The sequence below is a fragment of the Neorhizobium sp. T25_13 genome (assembly GCF_002968675.1).
In the GTDB taxonomy this organism is placed as follows: domain Bacteria; phylum Pseudomonadota; class Alphaproteobacteria; order Rhizobiales; family Rhizobiaceae; genus Neorhizobium; species Neorhizobium tomejilense.
The window spans coordinates 22210-39010 of sequence record NZ_PVBI01000001.1; the positions used below are offsets into that span (position 1 = coordinate 22210).

The 16801-nt window shown below is 61.3% G+C and carries 14 protein-coding genes and 2 pseudogenes; 10 read left to right on the plus strand and 6 right to left on the minus strand.

Annotated features, from left to right (window positions below; all coding sequences use genetic code 11):
• Positions 1–207: 207 nt before the first annotated feature.
• Both C5J22_RS00120 and C5J22_RS00125 read left to right on the plus strand, forming a co-directional pair.
• Positions 208–1164 (plus strand): tripartite tricarboxylate transporter substrate binding protein, encoded by a 957-nt coding sequence (locus tag C5J22_RS00120; protein WP_172746458.1) that lies wholly within the window; start codon positions 208–210, stop codon positions 1162–1164.
• Positions 1165–1255: 91 nt separating this feature from the next.
• Positions 1256–2659, plus strand: a complete 1404-nt coding sequence (locus C5J22_RS00125; RefSeq protein WP_105436630.1) for an MmgE/PrpD family protein — start codon at positions 1256–1258, stop codon at positions 2657–2659.
• A 52-nt stretch (positions 2660–2711) separates the two neighbouring features.
• On the opposite strand, the gene C5J22_RS00130 is transcribed toward C5J22_RS00125, so the two are convergent.
• The 3 genes from C5J22_RS00130 to C5J22_RS00140 all read right to left on the minus strand — a co-directional run bounded on the left by C5J22_RS00130 (position 2712) and on the right by C5J22_RS00140 (position 6463).
• Positions 2712–4208 (minus strand): tripartite tricarboxylate transporter permease, encoded by a 1497-nt coding sequence (locus C5J22_RS00130; RefSeq protein WP_105437149.1) that lies wholly within the window; start codon positions 4206–4208, stop codon positions 2712–2714.
• A gap of 4 nt (positions 4209–4212) precedes the next feature.
• The gene (locus tag C5J22_RS00135) at positions 4213–4671 is read right to left on the minus strand and encodes a tripartite tricarboxylate transporter TctB family protein (protein WP_172746459.1); all 459 of its coding nucleotides are present in this window, start codon (positions 4669–4671) and stop codon (positions 4213–4215) included.
• 433 nt (positions 4672–5104) lie between these two features.
• Positions 5105–6463, minus strand: a complete 1359-nt coding sequence (locus C5J22_RS00140; RefSeq protein WP_105436632.1) for an MmgE/PrpD family protein — start codon at positions 6461–6463, stop codon at positions 5105–5107.
• A gap of 69 nt (positions 6464–6532) precedes the next feature.
• Between C5J22_RS00140 and C5J22_RS00145 the strand changes: the two are divergent.
• Positions 6533–7470, plus strand: a pseudogene (locus C5J22_RS00145) (LysR family transcriptional regulator).
• Between the two features lie 11 nt (positions 7471–7481).
• On the opposite strand, the gene C5J22_RS31465 reads toward C5J22_RS00145, so the two are convergent.
• Positions 7482–7670, minus strand: a complete 189-nt coding sequence (locus tag C5J22_RS31465; protein ID WP_205837133.1) for a hypothetical protein — start codon at positions 7668–7670, stop codon at positions 7482–7484.
• Positions 7671–7736: 66 nt separating this feature from the next.
• Positions 7737–8024, minus strand: coding sequence for a hypothetical protein (locus tag C5J22_RS31470; RefSeq protein ID WP_205837134.1), 288 nt, complete (start codon positions 8022–8024; stop codon positions 7737–7739).
• 150 nt (positions 8025–8174) lie between these two features.
• On the opposite strand from C5J22_RS31470, the pseudogene C5J22_RS00160 reads away from it, so the two are divergent.
• Positions 8175–8417, plus strand: a pseudogene (locus C5J22_RS00160) (helix-turn-helix domain-containing protein); the annotation flags it as partial.
• A gap of 13 nt (positions 8418–8430) precedes the next feature.
• On the opposite strand, the gene C5J22_RS00165 reads toward C5J22_RS00160, so the two are convergent.
• Positions 8431–9312, minus strand: coding sequence for a LysR substrate-binding domain-containing protein (locus tag C5J22_RS00165; protein WP_172746460.1), 882 nt, complete (start codon positions 9310–9312; stop codon positions 8431–8433).
• Between the two features lie 123 nt (positions 9313–9435).
• Between C5J22_RS00165 and C5J22_RS00170 the strand changes: the two genes are divergently transcribed.
• The 6 genes from C5J22_RS00170 (at position 9436) to C5J22_RS00195 (ending at position 16701) form a co-directional block, all read left to right on the plus strand.
• The gene (locus C5J22_RS00170; RefSeq protein WP_245440236.1) at positions 9436–11043 is read left to right on the plus strand and encodes an ABC transporter substrate-binding protein; all 1608 of its coding nucleotides are present in this window, start codon (positions 9436–9438) and stop codon (positions 11041–11043) included.
• 68 nt (positions 11044–11111) lie between these two features.
• Entirely contained in the window at positions 11112–12515 is a 1404-nt protein-coding gene (locus C5J22_RS00175) for a lyase family protein (RefSeq protein ID WP_172746461.1), read from the plus strand.
• The gene (locus tag C5J22_RS00180; protein ID WP_105436638.1) at positions 12515–13498 is read left to right on the plus strand and encodes an ABC transporter permease; all 984 of its coding nucleotides are present in this window, start codon (positions 12515–12517) and stop codon (positions 13496–13498) included. Before C5J22_RS00175 ends, C5J22_RS00180 begins: the two co-directional genes overlap by 1 nt.
• Positions 13495–14706, plus strand: coding sequence for an ABC transporter permease (locus C5J22_RS00185; protein ID WP_105436639.1), 1212 nt, complete (start codon positions 13495–13497; stop codon positions 14704–14706). Before C5J22_RS00180 ends, C5J22_RS00185 begins: the two co-directional genes overlap by 4 nt.
• A 14-nt stretch (positions 14707–14720) precedes the next feature.
• The gene (locus C5J22_RS00190; protein WP_105436640.1) at positions 14721–15692 is read left to right on the plus strand and encodes an ABC transporter ATP-binding protein; all 972 of its coding nucleotides are present in this window, start codon (positions 14721–14723) and stop codon (positions 15690–15692) included.
• A 13-nt stretch (positions 15693–15705) separates the two neighbouring features.
• A complete protein-coding gene (locus C5J22_RS00195) occupies positions 15706–16701 on the plus strand; it encodes an ABC transporter ATP-binding protein (protein WP_105437150.1) in 996 nt (331 codons plus the stop codon).
• Positions 16702–16801 lie beyond the last annotated feature (100 nt).

Here is a 16801-nt window from a genome sequence, read left to right on the forward strand (position 1 = left end):
TGTCGGACACTTCCGCCGGCGTCTTGTAGCCAAGGCTTCTTGACGGCGATGAGCATCTGCGTCGCCTCGCTTGCTCTCTAACTCGCTATTCCGCGCTTCGAAACGTTCCTAGCAATCTTTTGCAATTCCGAGATCCAGCTACCAGTATGCGATCTCTGCAGTCGCCGGGCATCAAGGGAGGGGATCATGGTTCGCTGGAAAAATTGGATGAGGAATGGCCTGGGTGCGGCGGCGGGGGTGCTGTTCAATACGGTGGGCGCCTGGGCAGCCGATCAGTATCCCATCTCCACGGTGCGCATGATCGTGCCCTACGCCCCTGGCGGTGGCGGTGACATAACCGGCCGTATGATCGCGGAGGAACTCAGCAAGCGTCTTAAGACCACGGTGGTCATCGAGAACATCGGTGGCGCCAGCGGCACGATCGGTACCGAAAAGGCGGCTCGCGCCAAGCCGGATGGAGGGACGTTGCTTCTCGCCGGCAGCGCCATTTTCACGACCGCACCGCATATCACCAAGATCGGTTTCGATCCGCTCAAGGATTTCGTCGCCATCGCCAATGTCAGTGAATCCGTGCGCATGCTGAGTGTGCCGGCATCGCTCGGGGTGAAAAGTTACCAGGAACTGGTGGCCTACGGAAAAGCCAATCCAGGGGTCCTGAACTACGCCTCGGTGGGTGTCGGTTCGACCGGGCATATTATCGGCGTGGATTTTCTGCGGACTGTGGGAGTCACCGCGCGGCATATTCCCTATAGTGGGGCCTCGCAGGCCGTTCAGGCCCTTCTCTCCGGAGATGTGCAGTTCGTCATCGACGCAATGGTCATTCCGCCGTCGCGCGAAGGCAAGCTCGTGCCCATCGCCGTGCCGAGCGAGGCACGCTTGCCTGACTTCCCCGATGTGCCGACGTTCCGGGAAGTGGGCTTGAAGGACATCCGCTCCGGTGGCTGGCAGGCTGTCATGGTGCCAGCCGGTACGCCGAAGGAACTTGTCGCTATGATCGAGAAGGCGTTGAAGGACGCCGATGCCAGCCCGGAATTCCGCGCAACTCTCACCCGCGCTGGCTTCTCGCCGCGCTTCCGCACCAGCGTGCAGCTTCAGCAGGAGCTTGAGGCCGAATATGCATATTTCGGCGAGCTGCTGAAGAGCATGGAGCTCCCCAAGAAATAACCCGTCGGAGCAATCCGGATAAGACAGCCACACCAACACGCGCGACCTGCTGGCGCGTATTGTTTTAGTATAGGCCAACAAGGATCCAAATATGCAGGAGAGACGCTCGACCGTCCCGACCCTGAGCGCCAAGGTGGCGGAATGGATGACGGGGTTTCCGCTCGATACGGTTCCGGCCGACGTCCTGGAAAATACCAAGTTGCGGATTTTGGACGTCGTCGGCGTGATTATCGCATCGAGCCGACTCGACTTAGTTTCGGCCGCACGGCGCTCCGTGGCGGAATCGGACGGCGGCCACGGGAGCGCCTTTTCCGTGATGGGCGCTGCGCCGTCGACACCAGCGAGTGCGGCCTTCATCAACGGGGTCATGTCCGCCGTTCTCGAATTCGACGACACACATATCCAGTCTAACATCCATCCGACCGGCGTCGTGCTGTCGGCCCTGCTGCCGGAATGCGAGCGTCTCGGTCTTTCGGGTAAGAACCTGCTGGACGCCGCGCTGATCGGCAGCGAGTTGTTGTGCCGTCTCGGCCTCGTCTCACCGGTGCGGATGCATGAGGTGGGGTTCCATCCCAGTTCCGTCTATGGCGTCTTCGGCGCGGTCTGGGGGCTTGCGCATCTGCGGCGCTTCTCGGTGGAGCAGACGGTGCATGCGATCGGTACGGCGGCCAGCCTTTCGGCGGGCTCGATTGCCTCGTTTGAAGACGCTACCTCGACCAAAACCTTGCATATCGGCATGGCGGCATCGTCGGCAATCCGCGCTGTCGCACTGGCGAACCAGGGCATTTCCGGTCCCTATCCGGTCTTCGAAGGCAAGTTCGGCTGGTTCAAGAGCTATTTTCAGTCCAAGCCCGAGTTCCGTTTTTCGGCCCTGACAGACGAACTCGGCGAGCGCTGGGAAGTGTTGAACATCGCCTCGAAGGCGCATCCTTGCGCATATACGATGATCCCGTTCATCGCCGCGGCGATCGAGCTTCGCGATGCTCATGGCATCAAGCCGGAAGATGTGGACGTCATCTATTGCGACATAATGCCCCGTTCCTTTGCGACCGTCTGCGAGCCAGCCGAAGAAAAGCGCCGACCGCGGACCTCCTGGCACGGGCGTATCAGCTTGCAACATACGGTCGCCGAAGCACTGGTGCTTGGCCGGATGGACAAGGATGCCTACGCGCCGGAGAACCTCGTCAACCCGGTCATCAACGCGATGGCCGACAGGGTCATCCACCGGCCGGATTTGGTGGCCGCACACGATATCAGCCGTTCGCGTGCGACGGTCTCCGTCCGCCTGAACGATGGACGCGAACTATCTCATACGATCGAGGATATGCCGGGCACCCGCCGCAACCCGGTCGCCCGCGAGGGCTATCTGCAGAAATTCCGGGCGAATGTTCGTGGCGTGATTTCCGACGCGGCGGGCCAGGAACTGGCGACAGCTCTGCTCAATTTGGAGGAAGCCGAGGAGATTGGCGCTCTGTTCCGAAAGCTGCGTGGGTAGTGCATCGTTAACATTCCTCGGATTTACGGCCGCCCGGAGGACGACGTAGGCCTCAATCGGCCGCTTCCTGTGCGCCTTTCCTTACAAAAGATGTGGTGGCAGCCAGCAGGATCGCGATGCCGAGGACCACGAAGGTGAGGCTGATCGGGCGGTTGATAAAGGTCATTGGATCGCCGCGCGACAGTGACAGGGCACGTCTGAAATTCTCCTCGAACATTGGCCCGAGCACGAAGCCGAGGATGAACATGGCAAGGCTGCAGTCGGCACGCTTCAGGAGGTAGCCGATGGCCCCGAAGATGACGAGCGTCAGGATCTGCAAGGATGAGAAGCCGATCGAAAAGACCCCAACGCAGGCAAAGGCGAGCACGAACAGATAGAGCCAGTGATAAGGCACCGTCAGCAGCTTCACCCACAGGCCGATCAGCGGCAGATTGAGGATGACGAGCATCAGGTTGCCGATCCACATCGATCCGACCAGTCCCCAGAAAAGCTGCGGATTGTTGGTAATCATGCTCGGCCCCGGATTGACGCCCTGGATCAGCAGCGCGCCGAGGAAGAGCGCCATGACCGGGCTGCCGGGCACGCCGAGCATCAGAGTGGGGATGAAGGCGGTCTGCGATGCCGCATTGTTGGCCGCCTCGGGAGCCGCAACACCTTGAACCGCGCCGCTGCCGAAACGACCGGGCTGTTTCGAAATGCTCTTCTCGACCATGTAGGCGGAGAACGAGCTCATCGCGAGGCCTGCGCCGGGCAGCATGCCGAGGAACGACCCGAGCGCCGTGCCGCGCAATACGGCCGGCCAGGCCTGACGGAATTCCTCGCGGTTCGGCCAGAGGCGGCCGACCTTTGAGGTGACCAGTTCCGGCGTCCCCGTGCTGCCGATTGTGGTGATGATTTCCGATACCGCGAAAAGGCCGACGGCAAGCACCGCGAAGTCGATACCGTCGCGCAGTTCCGCAACCCCGAAGGTGAAGCGGAAGACGCCGGAGGCGACATCGGCACCCGCCAAGCCCAGAAGCACGCCGAGAACTGCCGAGCCGATGCCCTTGACGAAACCGCCCTTGGCGATCGAGGCCGTGGCGACAAGCGCGCAGAAGACGAGGGCGGCGTATTCCGCCGAACCGAATTTCGCGGCCACCGAGGCCATGGCGGGTGCCGCAAGCGCGATCAGCAGCGTCCCGACGGTGCCGGCAAAGAAGGAACCAAGCGCGGCAATGGCGAGCGCCGAGCCTGCCCGGCCCTGACGTGCCATCTGGTAGCCATCCAGGCAGGTGACCGCCGACGACGCTTCGCCGGGGAGATTGAGCAAGATCGAGGTCGTCGATCCGCCATAGGCGGCGCCATAATAGATGCCGGCAAGCAGGATCACCGAACCTTCTGGCGGTAGACCGAAAGTCAGCGGCAGGAGCAGCGAGATGGTGATGATCGGGCCTACGCCCGGTAGGACGCCGATTGCGGTTCCGAGCGTGACGCCGAGAAAGCAATAGAAGAGGTTGTCGATGCTGGCGGCGACTTGCAACCCCAGCGCAATGGAAGAAACGAAGTCCAGCACGCTAGATGCTCCAGTCGAACAGGTGGAATGGAATGCCGAGACCGAAATGAAAGATGCCCAGGATGATGGCGACGATCGCGAGGGTCAGGGCGGGCAATTCCTTCAGCCGGCCGCGTTTATCCGCAAGCCAGCCGAGGCCGATCACTGCGGCGACGCTTGGCAGCAGTCCCACACGATCGATAAGCAGGCTGAAGGCAAAGAGCGCCGCGAGGATCGCCAGGAAGGGCCGGATTTCCTCGCGCGGTATGAGCGCAATGGCTGCCGCGCCCGCATTCGCCAGTGTGGCTTTCATCAGGAGCGTTATGCCGAAGACGAAGAGTGTCGTGCCAAGCAGCACGGGCAGGGCGCCCGGCCCCATTTCCGAAAGCTCGCCGAAGCCGTAGTCCAGGCCGAGATAGACGGCGATGCCGCCAGTTGCGGCGAACAGGATACCCACCGCATGGTCTGCATGAAATGTCATGATCGATCCCAATGTTCGAGGCCGGTGCCCAGGCCTATGTTCAAGCTATGCTGGCGTGCCCGATCTGCGCTGGAGATCTGTTGGCGGCCGACCAAATCCCAAGTTGCTCCCATCCCCTTCGCAATGATCTGAAGATATCCGCCGAGACAGATGGCTAGCCTAGAAGAGGGCGGCTATACAAAGATAAAGACGGCTCGTTCCGATGATCGAAACGGGCAGGCGCATATAGCACGGTATGGTGGTTTCAAGGCGTCGATGCGACCGACCGAAAGGCCGGCGGGAACCTCCTCGCTACCCGTCTCCCACGCTTCGATCCACGAGCGGTCGCACTGGAAGGTAGCCGCAAGGTTGATTGGCGTCCACCGGATGTGGTGCAAGCATTCGTTGAAACGGTGCGGACTCATCATGTCGCCCTTCGTATGTACGCCCCCGTTCAAGACGACGCCGCAAGCAAATTCAGGAGATTTGATACCGACGTCGACTGAGAGAGATCCAGGAGATTGTCGTAGAGATCATCGGTCGCATTTCCGGAGCCCCAATGAACGCATTCGAAGAATTTGCTTCGTCGCTGGCCGGCAGCGAGGGGGGCCTCGATCGATCCCTTGGCATGAAGCCGTTGGCTGGACAGGCCCGTACCGTCCCGCAGTGTCACAGTCAGCACATGCGGAAGACGATCATGACCGTACTCCTCGCCTGATGTGTAGGAATGCATCTCGATCCGCGGCATCAGCGCGAGGACGTCGGCCTGTCGAAGGGCGGCCGGGGCAAAGTCTGACAGGCTGAGCGTGTCCTGCAGCATCGCCCTCGCAAGGCAATACGGCATCGAGAAGCGGGCCTGCATCTCGTTCTCGGGCCGCGGATAAGCAAGATTGCGGGCGGCTGAAATCCCGACTTTGACGTCGATACGATCGATCTCACCGGCACTCAGCCGATATTCTTGTTTCAGGTCGAAAAGTGCGTCGATTGCCCGATGCGTCGAGGCGCAGCAGGGATGGCGCTTGGTGACGAGACCGCGGGTTTCAATGACATGGGCTTCATCCAGCCGCCAGTCCGCCCAACCTCGGGCTTCACCGCCGCCAAAGAGATCCAAAAAACCCTGCGGTCGCTCGAGGATGTCGAGCCGGCCGCCGCTGCCTGACATTGCCAGCAAGGCGGCTTCGACTGCATTGCGCGCCGCAATTCCGGCATGCAGCGGTTTGGCCGGGGTGCCGAACTGGCCCTTGGGGCCGGATGCCATCGAGGTGGCCAGGCTCATGGCCTGCGCCGTCTCCTCGATGTTGGCGCCGAGGAGGCGCGCGACGCCGGCGGTCGTTCCGATCGCGCCGACCGTGGAGGTGCCATGCCAGCCTCTGTTGTAATGGGAGGGGTTGACCCCGAAGCCGACCGCCGCCTGGGCCTCGAGCCCAGTGAGATAGGCTTCCAGAAACTGCTTGCCGCTGATCGGGCGCTGCGGATGTAGGGTGGCGAGCAGGGCCGGCACCAGAACTGCGGACGCATGAGCCCGGCCGGGATGAAAATTATCATCGAAATCGAGCACATGGGCCGCTGTGCCGTTCACAAGTGCCGCCACCGAGGGTGGCGCGTATCCGCCTGTGACAAGCCATCCGGAACCGCCGCCGGATATCTCACCGCCGAAAGCCGCGGTAACCGCCGCTACGCTTGGATCCTTGGTGCCCGCCATCATGCATCCGAGCGTGTCGATAACCGCATCGCGGGCGCGCTCCATGGCAAGAGACGAAAACACCGTCCGCGCTGAAAGCTGTCGTGCGATATCGAGTAGGATCGTGGTCATTGACGAATGCCTTTCGCTGCGCTTGGTACACGGGCAAAAGTGTTCGACTTCGACGAAGGCCGCAATCTTATGCGGTTTTCGAATAAGTCTATCGAAGGAAGGGGTTCTCCATGGTGAAGGCGGCGATCAGCCTGAAGCATATCGAGGCCTATGACGCGATCGCCGCCACCGGCTCGACGGTTGCCGCAGCATTGGAGCTCGGCATTTCGCAATCGAATGCAAGCCGGCTACTGCAGCAGCTGGAGGATTATCTCGGCGTTCGCCTGTTCGAGCGTGACAAGAACCGCCTGGCGCCGACGCGTGAAGGCCTGCAGCTCGGACCGGAAATCCGCGCCATCGCCGACCGCCTGCGTGTGCTTAAGACGGCGGCCATCGAATTGGAGAGCGGGCGTTCCCGCGACATGCTGCTGAGACTTGCTTTTCCGGCCAGTCTGTCGTCGAACCGGATACCTAAGATGATCCGAGATTTTCTTGCCGCCAACGGCCCGATGCGCGTGGAACTGGCCTCCGGCAATTATCTGGCACTCGAACGCATGGTTGCCGATGGCGAAGCCGATATCGGTTTCGCGCGCCTGCCGCTGGCAACTCCCGGACTGCGGCAGGAAAAGCTGCTGCCGTCGCGGATCGTCTGCGTAATGCATCGGGATCATCCGCTCGCCGAGCGGTCGTCGCTGACGATCGCCGAGCTGAAGGGCCACGATCTCATCGTCCTCAATCGTGAACGGCCCGTCCGCCATCAGCTTGAGGCGCTGTTCTATCAGCACGGCTTGCGACAGCGGCCGTTGCTGGAGGCGCATTCCGTCGCAAGCGCCTGCGCACTGGCCGCCGAGGGTCTTGGCATTGCGTTGGTCAGTGAACTGATCGCCCGCGAATACGCGGCGCTGCCCTTGCGCTTCGTCGCGCTTGAACCGGACCTGCCGGTCACATATTGCCTGCTCAGCGGCGAAAAATATCCGCTGTCACGGGCCGCCGGCCTGTTCCTGCAGAGCATTGCCGGCTGGTCGTGAGCGAAATGTTTTCACCCGGGACGCTGCCAACAATAACAGGCAGCCGAAATCGTCGCTGCACTAGAAGCCGGCAGCGCGAATTGTCGACCGCTGGCGATCAATTGCCAGGCTGCGAGGATGGCTGTGGCGATTTCGAAATCGCCGATCTCCATAGCCTCCTGCGGATTATGTGATCCGTTGCGGTTGCGGATGAAGATCATGCCCGACGGAATGCCGGCCTCACGGGATCAACGCCGGCTGCACGCGGACGGTTTCTGCCGCCTCGGTCAGCCTGGCGATCGGCGGCTGGCTGCAGAGCGCCGGACTGGTCCGCAGCGTCTGGCCGAGATCGAACGCACGGCGCGTTCGTTCTCGATACGCGTCACGTGCTGGAGGACGAGTGCGTGCATTGCCTCCAGCATATTGCGGTCCTGGCTGCGAACGTCGAGGCTGAACTCGACGCTGTCGGGAATGCGGGAGAGGGCATGCTTCTGCTGATCGGTTGAGACCATGCCGCTGGTAACGACGAGGTCGCGGCCCTTGGCGACGAAATCATGCCAGGCGGCGTCAAGCACAGCTCATTAGCCTTTGCTCTCCTCTCTTTCTGTTCCATAATGTATGTTATGCGATAAATGTGTGTAGCCGCAAAGTTGAAGTGTCCTGTCCTGGTTCTGCAAAGTTGGAATGTCACTCTCCCCGCGTTTTGATGACCTGGGAGATTGCCGATGGGACTGATTGCGATGAGCGAGTGCGATCTGCAGCGGATCGAAGTTTTGACGAAGGTTATGGCCGATCGGATGACGCTGGTGACGGCGGCCCATGTGCTTGATCTCAGCGAGCGCCAGGTCCGTCGTCTGCTGGATCGGATCCGGACTGGCGGCGCGGCGTCGATCCGACACAAGGCGATCGGACGACCTTCGAACAACCGGATCAGCGACGGGGTTCGGGGTGCGGCGTCCAGCCGGATTGCTTGAGTCCTACTCACACTGCATTCTTCAGCCAGCTCCGGAGCGCACGAAAACTCTCCGACCTTAGTTTCGGTTCGGCGAACACGAAGGCGTAGTGTTCCCGCACCGTGTGGTCAGCGAAGAGAGGAATGAGCTGCTCCTCCGCCAGTTCCTGTTTGACAAGTTTCTCGCGCACTATGGCAATACCCAGCCCTTCAATCGCAGCCGTCAGCTCGAGGCCTGAACTCTCCAGATCGATGAAGCGAGCGTTCGCGAATACCCGCGCGGCGCGAATTCCGAGCCACAGTTCCCAGTTGCGCGTAAATTCTGCGGAGCGCAGCAGCACGTGCCGCTCGAGGTCATCCGGTGTTTCAAGCGGCGGGGCGCGGCGCAGATAGGCTGGACTGCAGATGGGCATGAGGTTGGCGTCGGCCAGCACTTCGCAGAGGAAACCCGCGCGGTTCATCGGCTTGCCCACATAGATCATGCCGTCCAGAACCTCCGTGTCCTGATTGCCGGTCACGAAGCGCACATGGATGTCGGGATGCCGTGCATAAAGGCTGCCGAGTGCCGGCATGATGCATTTCTGCAGGAAAACGCGCGGGCTTCCGATCACCAGCGGCCGTTGCTCGATACGGACGGAAATATCGCTGGTGACCGTACGAATATCGCCGAGAGAGGCATGGATCCTGGCCCAGTAGACTTCTCCGGCCGGAGTGAGGGCGATCTTGCGATGCATGCGTTCAAACAGTTCACATCCCAGGAAGGCTTCGAGGTTCTGGATCTGCCGGCTGACTGCACCGGGTGTCAGACAAAGCTCCTGCGCCGCCTTGGCGATGCTCGCATGCCGGCCGACCGCTTCGAATACAGGAAGCGAGGTCATGGGCGGCAGATCGCGTCTGCGTTTTCCCGTCATATGCTCCTCCTGCATCGTTATACGAATTGATTGAGAAATACTCAATCGAGCGGAGAAAAATTCGATTTTTCGGCGGCGGCTGCGGCGGTAGGGTCTAGAACCTGAACAAAGTGGGGGAGGACCATGAAAAGTTCATCATTGGCATTGATGTGCCTGACACTCGCCGGCGGAACCGTGCTTTCGTCTCTTCCGGCATCTGCGAAGCAATTGCGCGTGGGGCTTTCGGCGCTGGCAACGTCCGTCGATCCGCATTTCCATCGCGCCGGCTACAATTTCGATCTGCGCGAAAACATTTCCGACGCCTTGGTCTACGCCAACGGGGTTAACGGCGAGGTGGAGCCGCGGCTGGCGAAATCCTGGGAAATTCAGGCGGATATCAAATGGGTCGTGACGCTGGAGCCCAAGGCCAAGTTCGACGGCGGCAAGACGCTGAGTGCCGATGACGTCGTCTATTCGCTCTGCCGGGTGCGCAACGTACCGAACAGTCCTGGCCTTTTCAGCAGCTTCATCTCAACCGTCAAAAACATCAGAGATGCCGGCGGCGGAAAGATCGAGATCGAGACCAAGAAGCCGGATCCGAACCTTCTGCGCAACCTGAGCTATATCGGTATCGTCGAAAATCCGACCGGCCGAATGCTGACCTATGACGAAAAGAACTGCGGCAACGACAACTGGCTGGCGACGGGTGATTTCAACGGCGGCAAGACCTCTGCGGGCATAGGTCATTACCGGGTGAAGAAGTTCACCCCGGATGTCGAGATCGAGCTTGAGCGCAACCCGCAATATTACGGCGCGGCTGCAGGCTATGAAACGGTTCTGGTCAAGTCCTTGCCGGACAACAGTGCCCGTATTGCGGCGCTGCTCGGCGGTTCTGTCGACGTCATCAATGCCGTCCCGATCAACAGCGTCGACAGCATCCAGACCTCCGGCAAGTATCATCTCGCCTCAATGCCGTCGACGCTTCTGATTTTCCTTCTGCCCGACCAGGGCCAGGAAAAGACGCCGAAGGTCTCCGGCACGGATGGCAAGAACCCTTTCCTCGATCCACGGGTCCGAAAGGCGCTGAACCTGGCGATCAACCGCGAGCAGATTGCCGAAACCGTGATGGGCGGCATGGCTCAGCCTGCAAGCCAGATTGTCGTCGACGGCGTATTCGGTCACGATCCAAACCTGCAACCCTATGCCTACAACCCTGCCGAGGCCAAGCGGCTGCTGGCGGAAGCGGGCTATCCGAATGGCTTCTCGCTGACGCTGAACGCCCCGAGCGACCGTTATGTCAACGGCGCGCAGGTCGCCCAGGCCATAACCGCCATGCTTTCTCAGATCGGCCTGAACGTGACGCTGGAGACCTTCCCCTTCAGCATCTACTTCACCAAGGCGAGCGCCTATGAATACAGCCTCTATCTTGCCGGCGCGGCCGCCGATACGGGAGAAGGCCTGAGCCAGATGATCAATCTCGCCGGCTCACGCAATCCGGAAAAGGGCTGGGGCGGCGCGAACCGCGGGCGTTATTCCAGCAAGATCACCGACAAGGCGCTCGAAGACGCCCAATCGACGCTGGACGATGCCAAGCGGGAGGAACTGCTGCGTTCGGCCGTGGCGCAGGTCCAGAAGGATGACGGTTACGTGCCGCTCTATCACGAGTTCGGCGTCTGGGGTGTCCGCAATGGCGTCCGCTACGAGGCCAATACCAACCTGACCAACATCTTCTATACCGCCCGTCCGGAATGAGGCGCGATATCGGCAAGGCCGGATCCCAAACCGGCCTTGCCGCCAATTTCATGAAAGCAAGGCGTAAGATGGGTGCTGAATTCAATGACGCTCTGACGTCGCAATACGACTATCGGGGGCTGCGGGACGCATTCGCATCCACGGCGATGTACCAGGCATTTCTCGATGTCGAACGCGCGGTCGCGCTGGCACAGGGGGAACTACTGATGATCCCGGCGGCGTCGGCCAAGGCGATCGCCGACAATTGCCGGCGCGAGCTGCTCGACTTGCAGCGCCTCGACGCGGGTTATCGAACCACCCGTCATCCGCTGATGCCGCTCATCAACGAACTCGTCCGGATCTCCGGACCTGAACACGGTGGCTACGTTCATTGGGGCATCACCACCCAGAACGTCATCCAGACCGGGCTGCTTTTGCTTGCCAAACGCGCCCAGGTCGTCATCGACGGGTTTCTCACCGATATCGTTCGCCATCTCGGCGGCCATGCCCGCGCCCATGCCAACACGATCATGGCCGGGCGCACCCATTATCGGCATGCCGTGCCGATCACCTTCGGTTTCAAGGTCGCCGTGTGGATCGAAGAATTCCTGCAGGCCATGGATCGGCTGAAAGAAGCGGAAGCGCGGGCCTTCGCAGTCATGGGCGGAGGAGCGGTCGGCTGCTTCTCGGCGCTCGGCAGGCAGGGGCCGGTTTTCCAGTCACGGGTGGCGGCTCTGCTCGGCATGAGTGAAATGGCCATTCCCTCGCGGGCGATCCGCACGCATATCTGCGAATACGTCAATGCCCTGACGCTGATGGCGTCGATCTGCCACAAGATCGCGGAAGAGGTCTATCTGAGCTCGTCGGAGGAATATGGCGAGGTCAGCGAGGGCCGCGTGGAAGGCTCGATCGGCTCGTCCACCATGCCGCAAAAGATCAACCCGATCCTCTGCTACGGCATCATCGCCAACAGCAACAAGCTCTATTCCAGTGCCGGCATGCTCATGGCGAGCGCCCATCGCCCGTTCGAGTCGGATGGCAGCGCTAACCAGATGTTCGAGGACGGACTGGTCGAGGTGATCGCGGCCGTCTCCGAGATAGTCGTGCGTACGGAGCTTTTGGTGCGTGACCTGATCATCGATAAGGAGCGAATGCGGGTGAACCTGGACCTGTCCGGTGGCGCCATCTTCGGCGAATTTGCCATGATGCAGCTGGGCGGCCTCATCGGCAAGCACAGGGGCCATGAACTCGTGCATGAGGCAGCCATGGCAGCTGCGAGCGGCGCTGCGCCGTTCATGGAAGAACTGGCGCGCCTGCCGGGCGGCGAAACGGTGCGCGCCGCCATAGAAGACCGTCTGGCGGCCGGCAGCGCGGGAGGGATCTGCGTCGAATACGCCTTGCATTTCGGTGCGCTTGTCCGGGATATCGGCAGCGGTACCCTCCCGACACCCGAGCAGCGCCATATCAACGTCTATCTGAAGGCCGAAAGCTGATGCTGTCCTTCGTGCTGCAGCGGCTGTTCCAGAGCGTCATCGTCGTCCTGATCATGTCGATCGTCTTGTTCGTCGGCGTCCGCCTGATCGGTAATCCAGTGGATATCCTGATCTCGTCGGAGGCTTCCGAGGCCGACCGGGTGGCGGCCATCACAGCGCTTGGCCTCGACAAACCGCTCTGGGAACAATACGCAATCTTCCTCGGCAATGCCGTGCAAGGCGACTGGGGCGCATCCTTTGTCTATAAGGAGCCGGTCGTCGGCATCCTGTTGCAGCGCCTGCCAGCCAGCCTGGAACTCGGCCTCGTCGCCTTCATTCTTGCCGTCGGCATTTCCATTCCTGCCGGCCTTTATGCCGGGTTGCGGCCGCAATCGCTGCCCGGGCGCGGTATCATGGCCTTCTCTTTGATCGGGGTCAGCATCCCGACCTTCTGGCAGGGCATGCTGCTGATTGTCGCATTCGGCATCGCCCTGCCGATCCTGCCCGTGGGCGATCGCGGTGAACTGGCAACCCATTTCGGCATCACCTCCAGCCTCTGGACGCTCGACGGCTGGTCGCATGTCATCATGCCGGCCTTCAGCCTGGCGCTCCTGAAAATGTCCCTGCTGATGCGCGTGACGCGGGCCGCGACCATGGAGATCTGTCGGCTCGACTTCGTCAAGTTCGCCTATGCCAAGGGCGTGCGAAGCCGGTCGGTGGTGGTCGGCCACATTCTCCGCAACGCGCTGGTGCCGCTCGTTACTGTGACCGGCATCGAACTCGGCAATCTGCTCGCCTATGGCGTCATCACCGAGACGGTGTTCTCCTGGCCGGGCTTGGGCAAGCTGCTCATCAATTCCATCAAAGTGCTCGACCGGCCGATGATCGTAGCCCAGCTTACCTATACGGCGCTGCTCTTTATCGCCATCAACTTCATCGTCGATATCCTGCACATGATCATCGATCCCCGCGTCAAATCCGTTCTGAGGCGGCGTGCGGCATGAGTATCACGAGTTTTCAGGATTTCGCGCGGCGCTTTGCCGAAAGCCGTTCCGCTGTCATCAGTCTGACGGTGAGCCTCGTCTTCGTGTTCTGCGCCATCTTCGCGCCGTTACTTGCGCCGACCGACCCGTATGACCTGACGCATCTGCAGCTTTCCGACGCATTGAAGCCGACCGGCTCGAAGCGGATGCTTCCGGGAGAGGAGGTCCGCGTCAATATCCGCGTCAACAATGGCGCGATCACCGTCCAGCCTGCCTCACCGACGAAGACCCGGCTTTCTCTGGCGGCCTCTTCGTGCGGTCCGAACTGTCTGACTGTCAGCGTCGAACCCACGGCCGCCAGGCTCGGGAGCCTGCAGGTCCGCAACCTGCCGAACGGTGCGACGATCGAGGGTGCGAAGAAACATCCGATCCAGCCTTGGTGGACGATCGACAATCCCAAGAGCAGTGAGGTCAGGATCACCTCCGCGACCTCCTTGCCTGCAAGCTTCACGCTGCTCGCGATCGCCAAATCGCTCGATCAGGAAACCGATTTCGTCTTTCGGCTCGGCACGGACAATTTCGGCCGCGACATGCTCTCGGCCATCCTTTACGGCATCCGCATCAGCGTCGTAGTCGGGCTGGTGGCCGCGGGTGCGGCCATGGTGCTCGGGACCGCACTCGGCTTGTTCGCCGCCTGGCAGCGCGGGGTGACCGACGCCATCATCATGCGCGCCGTGGACTTCATGCTCGGCCTGCCGGCGCTGCTCATCGGCCTCGCGATCCTCGCCATTCTCGGCAATGGCGTCAGCAAGGTCGTGCTCGCCATCGTCATCGTGCAATGGTCCTATTATGCCCGCACGGCGCGCTCCTTCGCCATGAGCGAACTCGGCAAGGAATATGTCGAGGCGGCCCGCTGCCTGCGTCTTTCGCCGGTGCGCATCATGCTGCGCCATGTCCTGCCGAACTGTATGCCGCAGATCATCGTGCTGTTTACCTTGAACATTGCCGCGGCGATATCGATGGAGTCCTCGCTGAGCTTCCTCGGCGTCGGCCTGCCCCTGACGCGGCCCTCGCTCGGCATGCTGATCGCCAGCGGCTATGAGTTCATCTTTTCGCAGAAATACTGGATCAGCATCTATCCCGGCGTCGTGCTCCTGGTGATGATCGTTGCCATGAACCTGCTCGGCGACCGTCTGCGCGATCTCAACAATCCGCGGCTCGACCGCTAGAGGAAGGCCGGACAGTGAGCGACACGTTTTTCTTCCAGGTCGATGGCCTCAATACCTGGTTCTTCACCCGCAAGGGCACAATCAAGTCGGTACGTGACATTTCCTTCGGAGTCGCCCGCGGCGAGGTTCTCGGCATCGTTGGCGAATCCGGGTCTGGCAAATCGGTGACGGGGATGTCGATCATGGGCCAGATCGACGAGCCCGGTCGCATCGTATCGGGTTCGATCAGCCTCGACGGCCAGGAACTGACCGGCCTCGATTTCGAGGAGATGCGCCATTATCGCGGCAACCGCATCGCCATGGTCTTCCAGAACCCGCTGATGACGCTGAACCCGCTGATGCGGGTGCGCGACCAGATGTACGAGGCGATCAGCGCCCATGAAAGCGTACCCCGCAAGGAAATGTACAATCGCTGCATTGAGGCGCTGCGATCAGTCGGCATCCCATCGCCCGAAGAACGGCTCAACGCCTATCCGCACGAGATGTCGGGCGGCATGCGCCAGCGTGTGGTGATCGCCATTGCGCTTCTTCTCGGGCCGGACCTGATCATCGCCGACGAACCGACCACGGCGCTCGACGTGACGATCCAGGCGCAGATCATCTACCAGATCCGCCGCCAGATCGACGAGCGAGGGCTCGGCATGATCTGGATAACTCACGATCTTTCGACGCTTTCCGAACTCGCCGATCGGATCATGGTCATGTATGCCGGCGCCATGATGGAGATCGGCACGACCGAGGAGATCATCGGCGCCGCCCGCCATCCCTATACCCGTAAGCTGCTCGAGTCAGTTCCCTCCCGCAACGCGCCGGGAGAAAAACTGAAGCAGATCCCCGGCAACATGCCATCCCTTCTGACGCTCGGCGAAGGCTGTCCGTTCGCGAACCGCTGCGAGCGCATGACGGACATCTGCCGCCAGCCGGTGCAGGCGAGGCAATTGTCTGAGACGCACCGCATCTGGTGCTATCACCCATTCGAGGATTGATGCCGTGAACGAGATGATTTTCGAAGCAAAAGACCTGTCGCGCAGCTTTGCCGTCGGAAGCTCACCGTTGCAGGACTTCACGGACCATTTCCTGCGCAACCGGCAGCCGGCCGTCCTGCGCGCGGTGGACAATGTTTCGATGACGTTGAACGAGGGCGAGACGCTGGGCATCGTCGGCGAGTCCGGCTGCGGCAAGTCGACGCTCGCCCGGATGATCGCCGGAATTCTTCCAGCCTCTTCGGGTGAGCGGCGCTTTCGCGGCGAAGATTACGACAGCTTCCTGAGGCGCAAGCGGGACGCGCTGAAAGTCCAGATGGTTTTCCAGGACCCGATGTCCTCGCTCAATCCGCGCCTGCGCGTCGGGGAGATCGTCGGCGAAGCGGCGGTCCTGCACGGACTGGTGCCGCGCTCGGGGGTGAAGGATTATGTGGTCGACATCCTTGCGCGCGTCGGCCTCCCGGCGGACAGCGTCGGCCGCTACCCTCATCAATTTTCCGGCGGCCAGCGTCAGCGCGTCGGCATCGCCCGGGCGCTGGCTGTGAAGCCCGACATGCTGATCTGTGATGAGGCGGTGGCCGCGCTCGACGTGTCTGTTCAGGCGCAGATCATCAATCTTCTGCTGGACATTAGGCGTGATAGCGGCCTGGCGATGATCTTCATCAGCCATGACCTCGGCGTCATCCGCCATCTCTGCGACCGCGTGGCCGTCATGTATCTTGGTCGCGTAGTGGAGCTTGCCAAAACGTCGGAACTTTTCGCATCGCCGACGCATCCCTACACGCGCATGCTGCTGGACGGGATGCCGAAAATCTCGGCGCAACGCCGGCGGTTCATGCCGATCCAGGGCGAGATACCCTCTCCGCTCAATCCGCCATCCGGTTGTCACTTCCATCCGCGTTGTCCGATGGTGACCGACCATTGCCATCGGGTCCGGCCCGAGTTGCGAGAAATCGAACCCGGGCATGTCCATGCGTGCCTAAATGTGGAGCCGCATTCCAAGAGATTGTAAACAGAGAAGCTTGCCGCGCAGGGCCCGCGATCGGAGGTGACGATCGAAGAAGCAAACGCTTTGCCATGCCAGCACTTCGGAAAAGAACACCCCGATCGAT

Excerpts from the sequence above, each read along its gene's own strand:
- C5J22_RS00120 (WP_172746458.1), top strand. The coding sequence starts at position 208 with ATGAGGAATGGCCTGGGTGCGGCGGCGGGGGTGCTGTTCAATACGGTG.
- C5J22_RS00125 (WP_105436630.1), top strand. The coding sequence starts at position 1,256 with ATGCAGGAGAGACGCTCGACCGTCCCGACCCTGAGCGCCAAGGTGGCG.
- C5J22_RS00135 (WP_172746459.1), bottom strand. The coding sequence starts at position 4,671 with ATGACATTTCATGCAGACCATGCGGTGGGTATCCTGTTCGCCGCAACT.
- C5J22_RS00140 (WP_105436632.1), bottom strand. The coding sequence starts at position 6,463 with ATGACCACGATCCTACTCGATATCGCACGACAGCTTTCAGCGCGGACG.
- C5J22_RS31465 (WP_205837133.1), bottom strand. The coding sequence starts at position 7,670 with ATGATCTTCATCCGCAACCGCAACGGATCACATAATCCGCAGGAGGCT.
- C5J22_RS00165 (WP_172746460.1), bottom strand. The coding sequence starts at position 9,312 with ATGACGGGAAAACGCAGACGCGATCTGCCGCCCATGACCTCGCTTCCT.
- C5J22_RS00170 (WP_245440236.1), top strand. The coding sequence starts at position 9,436 with ATGAAAAGTTCATCATTGGCATTGATGTGCCTGACACTCGCCGGCGGA.
- C5J22_RS00175 (WP_172746461.1), top strand. The coding sequence starts at position 11,112 with ATGGGTGCTGAATTCAATGACGCTCTGACGTCGCAATACGACTATCGG.
- C5J22_RS00180 (WP_105436638.1), top strand. The coding sequence starts at position 12,515 with ATGCTGTCCTTCGTGCTGCAGCGGCTGTTCCAGAGCGTCATCGTCGTC.
- C5J22_RS00185 (WP_105436639.1), top strand. The coding sequence starts at position 13,495 with ATGAGTATCACGAGTTTTCAGGATTTCGCGCGGCGCTTTGCCGAAAGC.
- C5J22_RS00195 (WP_105437150.1), top strand. The coding sequence starts at position 15,706 with ATGATTTTCGAAGCAAAAGACCTGTCGCGCAGCTTTGCCGTCGGAAGC.